General features: G+C 63.5%; 13 protein-coding genes. 4 read left to right on the plus strand and 9 right to left on the minus strand.

The window, feature by feature from the left end; translation table 11 throughout:
- The first annotated feature begins 10 nt into the window (after positions 1 to 10).
- On the plus strand, positions 11 to 1060 hold the full coding sequence (locus IPM16_00415) for a lactonase family protein (GenBank protein ID MBK9121570.1): 1050 nt from the start codon (positions 11 to 13) through the stop codon (positions 1058 to 1060).
- Here IPM16_00415 and IPM16_00420 read toward each other — a convergent pair.
- From IPM16_00420 to IPM16_00455, 8 genes are all read right to left on the minus strand, one after another.
- Positions 1050 to 2447, minus strand: coding sequence for a HAMP domain-containing protein (locus tag IPM16_00420; GenBank protein ID MBK9121571.1), 1398 nt, complete (start codon positions 2445 to 2447; stop codon positions 1050 to 1052). The two genes, IPM16_00415 and IPM16_00420, sit on opposite strands and share 11 nt — an antisense overlap.
- A complete protein-coding gene (locus tag IPM16_00425; GenBank protein ID MBK9121572.1) occupies positions 2444 to 3133 on the minus strand; it encodes a response regulator transcription factor in 690 nt (229 codons plus the stop codon). Before IPM16_00425 ends, IPM16_00420 begins: the two co-directional genes overlap by 4 nt.
- A 29-nt stretch (positions 3134 to 3162) precedes the next feature.
- On the minus strand, positions 3163 to 4224 hold the full coding sequence (locus IPM16_00430; GenBank protein ID MBK9121573.1) for a c-type cytochrome: 1062 nt from the start codon (positions 4222 to 4224) through the stop codon (positions 3163 to 3165).
- Entirely contained in the window at positions 4224 to 4721 is a 498-nt protein-coding gene (locus IPM16_00435) for a Rieske 2Fe-2S domain-containing protein (GenBank protein ID MBK9121574.1), read from the minus strand. Before IPM16_00435 ends, IPM16_00430 begins: the two co-directional genes overlap by 1 nt.
- Entirely contained in the window at positions 4721 to 6121 is a 1401-nt protein-coding gene (locus tag IPM16_00440) for a cytochrome b N-terminal domain-containing protein (GenBank protein MBK9121575.1), read from the minus strand. Before IPM16_00440 ends, IPM16_00435 begins: the two co-directional genes overlap by 1 nt.
- Positions 6122 to 6160: 39 nt before the next feature.
- A complete protein-coding gene (locus IPM16_00445) occupies positions 6161 to 7021 on the minus strand; it encodes a hypothetical protein (protein MBK9121576.1) in 861 nt (286 codons plus the stop codon).
- A 182-nt stretch (positions 7022 to 7203) separates the two neighbouring features.
- Entirely contained in the window at positions 7204 to 7920 is a 717-nt protein-coding gene (locus IPM16_00450; GenBank protein MBK9121577.1) for a hypothetical protein, read from the minus strand.
- A 200-nt stretch (positions 7921 to 8120) separates the two neighbouring features.
- The gene (locus IPM16_00455) at positions 8121 to 8582 is read right to left on the minus strand and encodes an MgtC/SapB family protein (protein ID MBK9121578.1); all 462 of its coding nucleotides are present in this window, start codon (positions 8580 to 8582) and stop codon (positions 8121 to 8123) included.
- A gap of 276 nt (positions 8583 to 8858) precedes the next feature.
- Here IPM16_00455 and IPM16_00460 point away from each other — a divergent pair, with 276 nt between their 5' ends.
- Together IPM16_00460 and IPM16_00465 are read left to right on the plus strand one after the other, a co-directional pair.
- Positions 8859 to 10019 (plus strand): beta-lactamase family protein, encoded by a 1161-nt coding sequence (locus tag IPM16_00460; protein MBK9121579.1) that lies wholly within the window; start codon positions 8859 to 8861, stop codon positions 10017 to 10019.
- Between the two features lie 117 nt (positions 10020 to 10136).
- Positions 10137 to 11186, plus strand: coding sequence for a beta-lactamase family protein (locus IPM16_00465; GenBank protein ID MBK9121580.1), 1050 nt, complete (start codon positions 10137 to 10139; stop codon positions 11184 to 11186).
- Positions 11187 to 11421: 235 nt separating this feature from the next.
- On the opposite strand, the gene IPM16_00470 is transcribed toward IPM16_00465, so the two are convergent.
- Complete coding sequence (locus IPM16_00470; protein MBK9121581.1) at positions 11422 to 12456, minus strand: ScyD/ScyE family protein; 1035 nt, start codon at positions 12454 to 12456, stop codon at positions 11422 to 11424.
- 338 nt (positions 12457 to 12794) lie between these two features.
- On the opposite strand from IPM16_00470, the gene IPM16_00475 reads away from it, so the two are divergent.
- Positions 12795 to 14036 (plus strand): hypothetical protein, encoded by a 1242-nt coding sequence (locus IPM16_00475; protein ID MBK9121582.1) that lies wholly within the window; start codon positions 12795 to 12797, stop codon positions 14034 to 14036.
- Positions 14037 to 14067 lie beyond the last annotated feature (31 nt).

Below are 14067 nucleotides of genomic sequence, written 5' to 3' on the forward strand. Positions count from 1 at the left end.
CACCCGGCGAATGTTCGTTGCATGCAACGATGCAGACGCACCTGCAGGGATTCTCTGCTTCGAACTCGTTACCGCGACCGGCGAGATGCGGCTTGTCGGTGAAACGCACGGGATCGGACCCTGCTTGTATCTTGCCCGACATCCTACAATGCCGATCCTCTATGCGACCGGCACCCGTGAACACGAAGCCGTGATACAGGCGTTTCGTGTCGATCAGGACGGAAGCCTAACGTGGATCGGACAGCAGCCGACGAACGGACTCGAGCCATGCTACGTCTCGGTGACGCCAGACGGGCGCCATGCGCTCGTGGTGAACTACACCGGTCCGCAGAAGGCAGGCAGCATCGTGGTGTTCCCGCTGGGTGCAGACGGCAGCATTCAGCCCATGAGCGCGCATGTCCAGCTTAACGGGAAGAGCGTACATCGGCGGCAGGACGCCTCGCATCCGCACATGATTGTGCCCACACCAGACGGTCGGTTCGTGCTGGTGCCTGACCTCGGGACCGACCGGCTGATGATCTACCGGATAGTCCCGCAGACCGGCCAGCTTGAACCGCACACACAGCCATATCTCGAAGTTCAAACCGGGTCCGGGCCGCGGCACCTCGATTTTCATCCGCATCGGCAGGTGTTCTTCTTGATGAGCGAGCTGAAGCCGGTGCTGACGGCAATCTCGTATGACGACGCGGGGAACTTCAAGATTGTAGATACCGTCATGACGCTGCCGCCGGAGTCCGAAATACCGGTCAATTTGGGCGCGGATGTCCACGTCGCGCCGTCGGGGCGTTTCGTATACGTGTCCAACCGCGGGCATAACAGCCTCTCCGGCTTTGCCATCGATCCGGTCACGAACGCACTGGTGTATGTTGGTCATCAGTCTACGTTGGGCGACTGGCCGCGCGGCTTCGCACTGGATCCCGACGGTCAGGTCTTGGTCGTCGCAAACCAGCGCACGAACGACCTGCATACGTTCACCGTCGATCCTGATACCGGCCGCCTGACAGCGACAGATCACCATATCGCGGCTGCGGCGCCGGTCTGCGTAGTGTTTATGGGGTAGGCCGCGAACCCGGAGTCCCGGCGCTGGCGGGCAGGGTGAAGCCAAAGGTCACGCGACCGTCTACGGTGGTGACGTCCATCGACCCGCCGTGCAACCTGACAATCTCACGGCTGATCGCCAGCCCCAGCCCGCTGCCGCCGCGGTCACGCTCGCGCGAGGCAGCGGCACGCCAGAAGGGCTGAAACACGTGCGCCGCCTCGGCTTGGCTGAGGTCGCTACCGGTGTTGGTGACGGCGAATCGCACCGCATCCGCCTGATTTAGCACTTGTACGACGATCTCACCGCCCGCAGGCGTATGTCGCAGCGCGTTGGTGAGCACGTTCGACAACACCTGCCGCACACGAGTCACATCGGCGTAGACCGGGTGCAGATCGGTGGCGATCTGCCGAACAACCTGTATCTCGCTGTCGAGCGCCAGCGGCTCGAACGCATCCAGCAGTTGGCTCACCATCGACTCCGGTTCAAGCGCCGTGCGTTCCAGCGGGAGCTGTTTGGCCTCGGCTAGAGTGAGCACACGCAGGTCTTCTACGAGGCGCGCGAGATGGATGGTCTGATCGTGGGCCACGGCGACATGCGTGCTGTCGAGCGGGTAGACGCCATCCAGCATCGCCTCAAGCTGCCCGCGCAGCACGCTGACAGGCGTGCGTAGTTCGTGCGCGACATCCGCCGCCATCCGCTGTCGCAGCGCCTCGGCGTCCGCGAGGGCCGTCGACATCGCATTGAATTCGGCCGCCAGCTCGTGAATTTCGACCGTTCCGCGCACGTTGACCTGCCGCCCTAGCTGTCCGACCGACAAATCGCGTGCGGCGTTTGTAAGCTCGCGCAAGGGGCTGACCAGCGTCCACGCCAGAATGACGCCGACAGCGAGAGCCAGCACCGATGCGCCAAGCCCGGCCAGCGTCAGCCAGCGATTCGACTCGTCGAGGAAGGCGACTTCTGCCTCGCCGAGGGCTTGGATGCCCGGTGAATCGCGGAAGAGCCAGCCGACTGTCGCGCCGTTCGCGGTCAATACGATGGCGGAATTGAGGATCGCGGTGTCGACGGCCGAGCCGATCCGCGACGACTCGGTCGACGCCGCGACAACGCCATCGACGCCGACGATCGAAAGCGTTGCGCCGCGCTCCGCCCCTGCACCCGCTCCGGCACCTGCGCCTGCGCCTTGCCCGCGCACAGCGAGCAGCGCCTCGACGCCATTCCAGGTACCGTTGGCCGCGAAGTAGGACTGCAGGCGGTCGATCTGGTTGGGGCTGATCCCGGTATCACGCGCATTCACATACTGGCGGAACCCCGAGTCCAGTGTGCGCTGCACCGCCAGCATCATGGCTGCGATGCCGACCCACGCGGCCAGTAAGAAGGCCAACGACAGACGTACCGACAGCCGGTTCATTCTGCCGCCTTCATCCGGTAGCCGACGCCGAACACCGTCTCGACATACTGCGGGTCGCGCGGGTCGTCCTCGATTTTGGCGCGCAGGTTTTTGACGTGAACGTCGATGGCGCGCTCGAAGGCGGCGAAGCTTTGCCCTTGCAAACGATCGAGCAGTTCGGCACGGCTGAACACCCGGCCCGGGCGCGCAATCAGCGTGGCCAGCAGGTCGAACTCGGTCGGCGTGAGGTCGATGCGCTTGCCGTCGCGGGTGACGGTGTGCGTCTCGCTGTTGACCTCAAGCCCGCCGACCCGCCACACGGGCGCAACCTCGCCCAACTCGCCGTAGACACGCCGAAGCAGCGCGCGCACGTGGGCGACGAGGACGCGCGGGCTGAACGGCTTGGTGATGTATTCGTCCGCGCCGATCTCAAGCCCGGTGACGTGGTCGATGTCGTCCACCCGTGCGGTGAGGAACAGCAGCGGGACCTGACTCTCCTTGCGGATCAAGCGTGCGGCATCCCAACCGTCCATCTCCGGCATCATCACGTCGAGGATGACCAGCGCCGGCGACTCGTGGCGGAAGGCGAAGACGGCGTCGCGTCCGTTGCGGGCGGTGACCACCTGCATACCGGCTTCGATCAGATAGGCGCGCACCGTGTCGAGGATCGCCTGTTCATCGTCTGCGACGAGGATTTTGTGGGCCATGTCTCCGCCTTTCGTCCACGTGATTATAGTTACGGCTGTGCCGGCGCGACAATCGGCGCGGTGGGCTGCAAGCTGCGCAGGTAGGCGGTGATCGCGGCGATGTCCGCCTGCGTCAGGTATCCGCCCCACGACGGCATGTTGGTGCCGCTGACACCGCCCGCGATGATGGCTTGAATGGCGGCGTCGGGGGTCTGGTTCAGGAATGTCTGATTGTTCAAGGCCGGCGCGATGGGCGACCCGTAGCCGCTGATGCCGTGGCACTGGGTGCAGAGCAGATCGAACAGCCGCTGCCCATTGGCGATCGCTTCCGGACTGAGATCGATGGGCGCGGATTCGATGACCGGCAGACGCACGCCGGCAGTGTCAAGCTCGCCCCAACGTTCGATGAACGCAATCACGGCGGATTGTTCTACCGCGTCGAGGGCGTTCGACCACGATGCCATCAACGTCCCCGGCACGCCTTCGCTGATGATGCGCGCCAGCTCGGCGGTGTTGAGGCGCACCCGCAGCTCGTCGGTATTCAGCGCGGGCGCGAGCGTCGTGCCTTCGCCGTTGGCGCCGTGGCAGGCCGCGCAGTTCTCGGCATACACCACCAGCCCGGCGGACAGTGTCGCCCCGTCCGGCAAGGCTTCGACCACGGCGAGCGTCTCTGCTGGGATTTCCGCCACGACGATCTGTGGCGGCGTGAGGCCAAGCGTCGACACGCGCGTCGCGACCGTATCCCACGTATCGGCCTGCAGCATCACGACGAGGCTGTCGACCTGCGCGGCGGTCAGGATGCCACCTTCCTCGACGCCGAACGCCGCCATCGCCGTGTTGTAGCGCCCGCGATCGATGGTGTTGAATAGCGTTTGCGCGTCCATGTCCGCAGCGGCGGTCAGCGGCGGATACGATGCGATCCCTTCGCCGCTCGCGCCATGACACGCGACGCAGTTCTGCGCGTACAGGTCGGTGCCTTCGGCGATCATCGCGGCGCGCAAGGTGACTGCTGCGGCAGCCTGCCTGCCCGGTTCGAGCAGGACGGCTAGCCCCAGCGCGAGCGCGATCAACCCCGTACCCAACAACGCCAGCAGGCTCATCTGACGGGTCATCACGGCACCTCCGCATACACCAGATCGGCGTCGGTGGCGTGGTCGCGCTGGATCGGCGTCGAGGTATCGACCTTGACCATGCCGCCCTCGATGATGACCGCAAAGCGGTCGAGCGGGCGCGGGGCCGGCGCGTTGATCACCTGCCCGTCCATCTCAAACGCCGAGGCGTGACACGGGCACACGAAACGGTTCTCGGACGGGTTCCACGGCACGGCACAACCGAGATGCGTGCACTTGCGGTACAGCGCCACAAATCCGCCGTCCGGCATGCGCACGAGGTAGAAGCGGCCCTGCGTGAAGGGCGTAACGCTGGCTGGCGCGAACGAGTCGACCAGCCCTGCTTCGATCATGCCGCCAAATTCACCTTCAGCGACACGCGGCGAGAAGAAACTCAGAACCACACCGCCGGTCTCGACCAGTGCGAGCGCGCCCGCAGCGCCCCATGCGATCTTGAGAAAGTCGCGGCGTGTCACATTCTCGGACGGGTTATCCGTCATCACAGCACCTCCCACGGAAGCATCAGGGCCATGCCTTCGCCGCGGAAGGCGATTCCGATCACCGTCAGCAGCACAAACGACACGACCAGCAGCACAAACACGCTCAGCCGCGCTTCGCAGGCAGTCGCCTTGAAGACGCGTTTGACCCCCTCGTAATAGCCGATCACCAGCAGCAGCACGGCCGCGAACGGAATCCATCCGTTGCTGATGAGGGTGGGGATCGTCGGCAGCATGGCCGGTAGATCGATCACGTACTCGTCCAGCACGACCAGCAGCGGAACCGCGACGAGCGCTGACAAAGCACCGGCGATCGCCATGCGCCGCCCTTTGGTCGACCGGAACCACACGCCTTCTGCACTGAGGTCGAAGCGCTGATAGGGCACAAGGGCGAGCGCGCCGAGGCCCAGCGCGGGGATCACGATGGCTCCGAAAACCGGATGGAAGTGCAGCAGCAGTTCTTGCAGGCCCATGAAGTACCACGCGGCCTTGGCGGGGTTTGGGCTGTGATCGGGGTTGGCGGCAGCTTCAAGCGGCGCGTTCACCCACATCGACCACAACAGGATCAGGCCTGTCATCACCAGCGCGAAGACGACCTCGCGCGAGACCAGATGCGGCAGCGTGGTCACCTTCTCGACCTGATTCGACTCTGCGCCGTCGATCGTGCCGTCCAGCTTGTGCGGGATGCTCAACGTGTCTTTGCGCACGCGCCAGATGTGAAACGAGACGATGCCCATCAGCGTCAGCGGGATAATCGCCACGTGCAGGCCGTAGAAGTTGGTCAGGGTTGCCGCGCCGACCTCGGGGCCGCCCAGCAGGAAGTTGCGCAGCCCTTCGCCGATGACCGGAACGTAGCTGAGCAAGCTCGATCCGACCGTGACGGCCCAATAGGCGAGTTGATCCCACGGCAGCAGATAGCCGGTGAAGTTGGCGGCGACGACCAGCAGCAGCAATCCCACACCGAGCACCCAGTTGAACTCGCGCGGGGTGCGAAACCCGCCGGTGAAGAACACGCGCAGCAGGTGCAGGAAGGCCACGATCACCAGCAGATTGCCGCTCCAGTGGTGGATGTTGCGGACAAACTGGCCGAACCACACCTCGGTTTGCAGTGCGAGCATGTCCATGTAGGCGGTTGCGGGCGACGGCGTGTAGACGAACATCAGCATGACGCCGGTGACGGCCAGCAGCGCGACGAGCAGGATTGACAGCCCGCCCAGCCCCCACGTGTAGGTGAACTTGAGCGTCGGTTTGGCGACCTTGCTGGGATGCAGGTGCAGCACGAGGTTGTTCATCACGACACGCATCCGCCCGCGGTCGTCCTTCGGTGGGAGTTCATCGCGCTGGATGGACTCCCACACGCGCTGCTTGAGGTCTTCAGGGCGGGGGTCGAAGGGTTCGGTCATCAGGTTTGATCTCCCGAGATATCGGCGTGTGCTGCGCCGTTACTGGCCGGCCGGTGCGGTGGCTTGCGGTGTGCTGTGCTGACCGCCGCCGCCATTGCCCTGCCCGCGGCCGGGGCCGGCCCACAGCGGGCGGCCGTTCGGGTCGCGCAGCATGATGCGCTCGCCGGTGGCGGTGCGTGTGACCTGTCCGGCGCTGAATTGTTCGCCCTGCCAGAAGCCGAGCATCGAGATCGGGTCGCCGGCCGCAAATGTGACGGCCTGCTGCTGCCAGAAGTCCGCGCGCCCGAAGGACACCGAGAGCGTCTGGCCGTCGGTCGTCTGCAGGATGAGGCCGTTGTTGGTGAGCGCGGTGACGGTGCCTTCGATGGTCACCCACTGGTCGGCCGGAATCTGCACTTCACCCTGACCACTGCCATCTGCGCTGCCGTTGCCGCCCGCCCACAAGGGCGCGCCGTTTTCATCGCGCAGGGCGAGGACGGCGCCGGTGCTGGTCGTCACGGCGCGCGCGTGATAATCGGTGCCGTTGAAGAAGCCGTCGACGGTGACGGATGCTCCGGCAAGCAGCGTGACACTCTGGCTCTGCCAGTAATCGGCCGGCCCGAGTTCGACGAAAACGTCGCTGCCATCGGTGAGTGTCAATGTCATGCCGAGGGTCGAGAGTTCCGCGATGGTTCCGCTGGCGCTCCACACGTCGCCAACGGTGCTGGCGGCTGCCTTGACCGGTTCGCCCGAGCCGCCTGTCTGATTGTTGCTGGCCTGATTGCCGCGAGCCTGTGGAGTGTGCGCTGCTGCTGTTGCGGTCAGGTCAACCGACGCGGCAGCGGGTTGGCCGAGGATTGCAGCAGCGACGCCGCCGATCACGGTGACGAGTAGAACGCCAACGACGAGTTTCTTGACCATGAGAATCTTCCCTTAACGGTAGACGTGCGTTCGATAGGCCCGATGATGCCGGGCAGATGTGTAGAGCCTGTGAAGGCACAATGTCGGGGTTGTGTAGCGTTGTCGCGTGGGCTGTGGACGAAAAAAGAAAGGGCGCAGAGAACGGTGTGTCCTCTGCGCCCGGGGTTGTGCCGGAGTGCGTACTAGCTGGCGCACATCTCGAAGGCCGGCAGGTGGCTGAACTCCGACGCGTCCCGCAGTACCTGTGCGACATACGTCAGGTCAGGATAGGGTTCGAAGGCGGCGAACATTGCGTCGTACAGGTCGAAGTTGGCGACCTCTGCGTCTGCTGCGACGGTGCAGGCGTCCGCCAGGGTGTCATACGTTGGCAGATCGAACTCGGGGACCTCCGGGATGGCGATGTCATACCGTTCGAAGAGCATTTCCCACGCGGCGATGTGCTGTGCCTCGCTGCGAAGAATGTTGGTGAACGGGCGCACGGGGCCGAACTGTTCGATCACCGCGCTGTACACCGCATAGGCGTGCTGTTCGTCGAGCCAACCACTCATCATCAGGTCGACGATGTCCTGCGGAAGCTCATCGACTGCGGCCGGGGGCAGGTTCAGGAACAGTCCGCTGCCCATGTTCGCATTCATGTAGGTGTTGCCGCGCGGGCCGGCGTCTTCGTTGCGCCCGCCTTGATACCCGTACCCGAGTCCGCTCGGCATCGCGTTCTGCGTGGCTGTTTGGGTCTGCGTCTGGGTTTCCGTCTGGGTTTGCGTGTTTGTCTGGGTCTGCGTGCCTGTACCGGTACCGTTCCCCGGTCCGTTACCGCGACCGCCTTGTGCCGAGGCCGTCATGGCGACGAGGGCCAGCATGGCCATAACCAGTAGGACGATCCAAATCCGTTTGGCGTTCATCTTCTGTCTCCTTCTTCGTACGGATTTCGATTTGTCCATACGATAGAAGGAAGATGTGTAGGAGTTGTGTGGGTGGCGTGTCGCGGTTGTGTGGAAGGGCGGTGGGCGGTGAACGAAATCGAACACGCGCGTGCACTCGCGTGAATCCGCGCGTACGCGTGCGACCGGATATCATCGAGGCGGAAGGCAAGTCTTCCTGCTCAGGCCTTTGACTTCGACTCCAGATGCGAAATGCCTCGCCGCAAGTACCAGATCACACGCAGGACGATCCACACCAGCAGTGTCATCACGATAGCGAGGAACCACGCCCCCGTGCCGACAGCCATGCCGATGGCGGCGGTAATCCAGATGCTGGCCGCCGTCGTGAGGTCGTGGACTCGGCTCTCGCTGCGGTAGATGACCCCGGCGCCGAGAAACCCGACGCCCGTCACGATGTTGGCGGCCACGCGCGCACTATCCGACCCTGGAAACGCAAAGGCTGACAGCAGTGTGAACAAGCATGCGCCCGCCCCTACCAGCATGTGCGTTCTGAGGCCCGCATCCTTGTCGCGCCTTTCGCGATCCAGGCCGATTAGGGCGCTGAGGGTAAGCGCGAGGATGAGCTGCAAGGAAGCGACGAGTTGTTGTTCGAGAGACATGATATCCAGTTCGATAATCGTCAATAGGCTTTGACTCCATGTTACCACCGGGAGGCGCCCACCGCGCGCTTCCACGGCAGTTCGCACAAGTCGAGCACACCGTTGTGCGGGCTGGTCCGCCCAACGGCATCCGCGACGACACAACCACGCAGTGCATGCGCCACCTACCGCCAAATTCGCCCCGGTAGCAGTGCGGACCTGCAAAACAACACCCCAATTCAACACTTAAGTGGCTCCACAACACCATAGCCTGACCGCTAAGGTGGGTATATCGCATGTTTTCGGGAAAGGACCCTCACTATGAAGCGCCGCACTCTTTCCGCCATCAGCATGGTTATGCTGTTTCTGCTGTTTGCAGCTGCCGTTCGCAACCGCGGAAATGCGCAGGACGTTCCGCAGGCGTTCCCACCGGATATCGCGGCGGAAATCCAAGCGAAGATGGACAATCTGACCACGAGCGGACTCCCGCCCGGCATGGTCGTGTGGATCGACGCGCCCGGGTACCGGTTCGAGGGGGCTAGCGGCTTGGCAAACCTTATGGACGATGCCCCGATGACACCGGAAGGTGCGTTCCGGATCGGCAGCATCACCAAGATGTTCACCGCGACGGTGATCCTCCAACTGGCGGAGGACGGCGTGCTGACTCTGGATGATCCGTTGGCGCTGTGGCTGCCGGATGTCGCCGATCAACTGCCCAACGGTGATCAGATCACGCTGCGCCACTTGCTGACGCATACGTCCGGCTTGTTCAATGTGGTCGAACACGAGGCCTACTGGGCTGATATCTTCACACAGGCGGTCATCGATGAGGATACGGGAATCCTGACGCTTGCCTGCGTCCAACGCGACCCTCACGACACGCTCGCCCGCTACGTCTATGGCAAGGAAGCCAATTTCGAGCCGGGGGCAGGGTGGCACTACAGCAACACCAACTACACGCTGCTCGGCATGGTGATCGAGACGGCGGCGGATATGCCGCTCGCAGAGGCGTATCGCACGCACATCTATGAACCGCTGGGTATGACGTCAACGTTCCTCGACTGCTATGAGGACGCGCTGATTGATGTCGTGCACGGCTATACGTTGTTTGAGGACGCCACTGCCGATCTCACCGAACTGCATGAATCCGTCGGATGGTCGGCGGGCGGTTTGGTCTCTACCGCAGCGGACCTGATCGCCTTCGCGCGTGGACTGTTCGGTGGAGCGCTGTTTGACGGTCCGGAGTCACTGGCCGCGATGACGACGCCCGCTCCCGGTAGTTCCTACGGTCTGGGCGTTGTGGTGCAGGCGGACTATGTTGGGCATGCAGGCTATATCGCCGGTTTTCGTTCGCAGCTTAGTTATGCGCCCGCGTTCGATACGGTCGTGGTGATGCTCTACAACAGCGATGCCGCCGATCCCGAACAGAGTCGGGCCGATGTGATGAGTCCGGCGCTCTCGATGCTGCGTGCAGAGGACTGAGCGGCCGCTTGAAAGCCTCCCTTCGCCTCTATGGGCGGGGGGAGCGCATTACTCGACGCGAACCGATCGAAACAGTGAGCCTTCAACGTTAGTCACCGGACAGTGAGGAAAGCAGTCATGCAGAAGCTGAACAAGACTCGTACCGTGCGAATCCTGCGAATTGTCATGCCCATCGTTGGGGTCGTGACCGCCCTAATCTTCGTGCCGTGGAACGCGGTACTGCTCTGGATGGCACCGCTGTCCGACACCGTTCAGGGCGAACTCGATCGTGCTGTCGGTCGCGGGTTTGACGGGATCATCGTCTATGTCGATCAACCCGGCGATGACCCGGCGCTCTACGCGGCTGGCTGGAACAACAGGGCGGAGCAGGAGCCAGCCGACCCGCAGTCCTTGTTCAAGATTGGCAGCATCAGCAAGCTGTATGTCGCGGCGGCTGCCGCCAAGCTGGTCAGCGACGGGAGCTTGTCACTGGATGACACGCTGGCGGATCACCTTCCTGAGCTTGTCGGTCGGATTGAATACGCCGATCGCATTACCCTGCGCATGCTGCTGCAGCATCGCAGCGGCATCCCCAACTTTGTTGACCATCCCGACTATCCGTGGTTCGAGACACTGCCGGATCGCGATGCCTATCTTGCGTTTGCTTTGGATCAACCCGCAGATTTCGAGCCGGACAGCGACTATCGCTACTCCAACACGGGGTATCTGCTGATCGGCGATATTCTCGACAAGGTTCTGGGCTACAGCTATACCGACTACATCCGCGCTGAAATTCTGGAACCGCTTGGGCTAAACCATACCTACAGTTTCCTCAGTCAGGTGGATTCTGGAGACGTCGCCAGCGGATACCACCATGAGGTTGAGCCTGACCTGAAGGCGCTTGACCACACCAGCCCCGGTGGCTCGATGATCGCGACGGCGCAGGATGTCGGCATTTTCCTGAGAGCGCTCAATGACGGTTCGCTGCTGTCTGATGACGAGCAGGCGATCTATACGTCAATCTACGAGTACGAGCATACGGGCTGGGTGCCGGGCTACCAGAGTATCGCACGCTACGATGTAGACACGGACACGGTCGTCGTTGTGTTCGTGAGCTCCACCGGTGGCGACACCGAAGCGACAATACACATCGTATTTGACCGGATCGTACGCATCGTCAACAGGTAGCGCGCATCGTTCAGCTCGCTGGGCGGTATTACCGCGTCCGTGAGGGCATCCAGTGCCTCCGCTTGTTCCGGTGTAAACAGGTCGCGTCTGATGACTTCGGTGATCACGGCGGTTAGCTCACGATCGCCCATCCTTTGACAATCACAGTCTATCTCTCGCCTCCATGATCCAAACATGAACAGGACGCACCTCGACGCAGGTGCGTCCTGTATCGAATCACGCGGATCGCGGCGCGCTACATGCCTAGCTTCAGCACGCCGCCGGTGCCTGCCGGGACGAACGCGGTGCCAAACGAGACATACAGCGCGCCATCCGGCCCCTTCGCGATGCCGAACGGGACGGGCAGCCCCTCGGCAACTGGCGTAGCGCCCTCGGCGGTGACCATGACGACGCTGCCCGGGCCGGGGCCTTCGGCGGTGAATACGGCCAGTTGGACCGCGTACAGCGTATCGCCATCGAGCAGGATGTCGGTCACCGCGTTCAGGCCGCCGAAGGTCGCGACCAGCGACCCCCCCGACCAATGCTCGATCTTGCCGGCACCGGGCGCCAGTCCTTCGCCGAGGAATCCGATGTACAGGTCGCCGTTGTCCGCCACTTCGATCGAGGTCGGAACGGGGTTGTCCGGCCAGGCATGCACCAGGCTCAGACCGGCCTCGGCCGTCCACGCCAGCAGGTCGTTGCCGCCAGCGTCGGCGATGTACAGCGTACCATCCGGCCCCCACGCGATATCGGCCACGTTGGTGTCGTAACCGTTGCCGTCGGGGTCGTTGATCGCTTCGAAGTGGTTCAGGTTGATGACGGTCTTGACGACCAATGTGGCGGCGTCGTATTCGACGACCGAGTCCGCCCAGTAGGCGCCCGAGTTCGCCGAGCCGTTGCCCGAGAAGACGACCCACAGCGAGTCGCCGCGGGGAATGACGCGGTACAGGCCACCGGTCTCCATCCCTAGGTCATAGCTGGGATAGCCGGCGATCAGGTCGCTGACCGTGCCGTCCGGCGCGACCGCGACAATCCGCCCTGTCAGGCCAATCCGCGCCGAGCCCTCGCCATCCGGGCCCGTCATGGCTATTTCCAGTTCACCGCCGACACCGGCAACGGCCACCAGCAGATTGCCGGCGTCGTCGAACGCCACGCCGCGCGGCGAACCGAGTTCACCCACTACCACCTCGCCTGGCAGAGGCGGCATCGCGTCCTGTCCCACCGCCGGCATCACGCCGAGCGTCAGCAGCGCTGCAACACCAACCGACCCGAGTACCCGTTTGACCAACATTGTTCCTCCCTTAGACAAACGCACACTTGCCTGATCTATGCAGCGATCGTTGGGTTGAAATCGCTGTGATATCAGCGTATGCCGCCGGGTGTCCCGCTGTCATGAGCCGCCATCACGATGTGCGTAGGAAGTATGCCCGGACGTGCCGGGCCAACGGCCCGCACCAACGGACCGCCCTTTAGGCAGGACAACCACGATCGTTCCGTCTGACTCCTCCGCTCGGCAGCGGAGCGGGACAGCAAGACAACACCCCAGACAACACTTAGGTGGCTTCACGACAGCACTGCCTAAACGGTATGGTGGATGTATCGCACTTTTCCGGGGAAAGGACCCTCACCATGAAACGCCGCAGTCTCTCCATCATCACGCTAGTCGCGTTGTTTCTGCTGTCTGCTGCGGCCCTTCGCAGCCGCGGGGACGCGCAGGACGTTGGCGACCGCACCGGCATTCGACCCGATGCGCCGGCCTATGCCATTCGCGGGCCGTACACCGCGGGCGCACGCAGCATCTCGATCGACGCGGACGGGCCACTCGAAGCGACCGTCTGGTATCCCGCGGTAGGCGAGGAGTCGGGCGCCGAATACAGCTACGTCATCAAGATGGACATGCTCGCAGGGATGACGGCCAGCGCGGTCGGACAGGCGGCGGTCGACGCGCCGGCGGACGAGTCCGGCGGGCCGTACCCGTTGGTGATTCTGTCGCCGGGATTCGCGATTGGCCGGGCCAGCTACGCATGGATGGGCGAGCATCTGTCGACGCACGGGTTTATCGTGATCGCGCCTGAGCACGTCGAGGCGGCGGACGAGGCGCTCAGCGGGTTCTGGCGCGCAGCTATTACCCGTCCGCAAGAGGTTCACAGTGTGCTGGAATACGTCGATGCCGAGACGGTCGAGGGCGGGTCGCTGCACGGACTTGTCGACGCCGAGACGGTCGCCGTGATCGGACATTCCTACGGCGGCTATACCTCGCTGGTGATGGGCGGCGCGCGCTTCGACATCGACAGCATGAACGCGCTCTGCGAGTCTGCCCGTGCGGAGGGCGATCCGGTCGGCGCGTGGCTGTGCGATCTGGTCGAGCCGTTCGTGGGGGATATGGCCGAACTCAGCGGCCTCGACAGCATACCGGACGGGTTGTGGCCGGCGCGCGGCGACGACCGCATTGACGCGATCGTGCCGATGGCCGGCGATGCCTACTTCTTTAACGCAGACGGCTTGGCGGCGGTCGATGTGCCGGTGCTCGCCATCGGCGGCACGGCCGATACCGGGACGCCGTACCTATGGGGTGCCTACCCGACTTACGAGCACGTTTCAAGCGACACCAAGGCGCGCGTTGCCTTCGAGCATGCTGAGCACATGGTGTTCGCGAGCACCTGCGAGTCGCTGCCGTTCTTCGCCGAAATCGGGTTCTACACCTTCTGCTCGGATGCGGTGTGGGATGTCGACCGGGTGCACGACCTGACCAACCACTTCACGACCGCATTTCTATTGTCGGTGCTCAAGGGGGACGAAGACGCCGCTGCGGCGCTCGCGCCCGAGGCCGTGCAGTTTGCGGGCATCACCTACGATGCGCTAGGGTTCTAGCGCAATCCAGCTTGCTGGGCGGGGTGCCACA

Source organism: Candidatus Flexicrinis affinis (genome assembly GCA_016716525.1).
GTDB lineage: Bacteria > Chloroflexota > Anaerolineae > Aggregatilineales > Phototrophicaceae > Flexicrinis > Flexicrinis affinis.

What these genes read in the sequence shown, in the direction of transcription:
- IPM16_00415 (MBK9121570.1), top strand. Translation starts at nt 11, where the DNA reads ATGTTCGTTGCATGCAACGATGCAGACGCACCTGCAGGGATTCTCTGC.
- IPM16_00420 (MBK9121571.1), bottom strand. Translation starts at nt 2,447, where the DNA reads ATGAACCGGCTGTCGGTACGTCTGTCGTTGGCCTTCTTACTGGCCGCG.
- IPM16_00425 (MBK9121572.1), bottom strand. Translation starts at nt 3,133, where the DNA reads ATGGCCCACAAAATCCTCGTCGCAGACGATGAACAGGCGATCCTCGAC.
- IPM16_00430 (MBK9121573.1), bottom strand. Translation starts at nt 4,224, where the DNA reads ATGACCCGTCAGATGAGCCTGCTGGCGTTGTTGGGTACGGGGTTGATC.
- IPM16_00435 (MBK9121574.1), bottom strand. Translation starts at nt 4,721, where the DNA reads ATGACGGATAACCCGTCCGAGAATGTGACACGCCGCGACTTTCTCAAG.
- IPM16_00440 (MBK9121575.1), bottom strand. Translation starts at nt 6,121, where the DNA reads ATGACCGAACCCTTCGACCCCCGCCCTGAAGACCTCAAGCAGCGCGTG.
- IPM16_00445 (MBK9121576.1), bottom strand. Translation starts at nt 7,021, where the DNA reads ATGGTCAAGAAACTCGTCGTTGGCGTTCTACTCGTCACCGTGATCGGC.
- IPM16_00450 (MBK9121577.1), bottom strand. Translation starts at nt 7,920, where the DNA reads ATGAACGCCAAACGGATTTGGATCGTCCTACTGGTTATGGCCATGCTG.
- IPM16_00460 (MBK9121579.1), top strand. Translation starts at nt 8,859, where the DNA reads ATGAAGCGCCGCACTCTTTCCGCCATCAGCATGGTTATGCTGTTTCTG.
- IPM16_00465 (MBK9121580.1), top strand. Translation starts at nt 10,137, where the DNA reads ATGCAGAAGCTGAACAAGACTCGTACCGTGCGAATCCTGCGAATTGTC.
- IPM16_00470 (MBK9121581.1), bottom strand. Translation starts at nt 12,456, where the DNA reads ATGTTGGTCAAACGGGTACTCGGGTCGGTTGGTGTTGCAGCGCTGCTG.
- IPM16_00475 (MBK9121582.1), top strand. Translation starts at nt 12,795, where the DNA reads ATGAAACGCCGCAGTCTCTCCATCATCACGCTAGTCGCGTTGTTTCTG.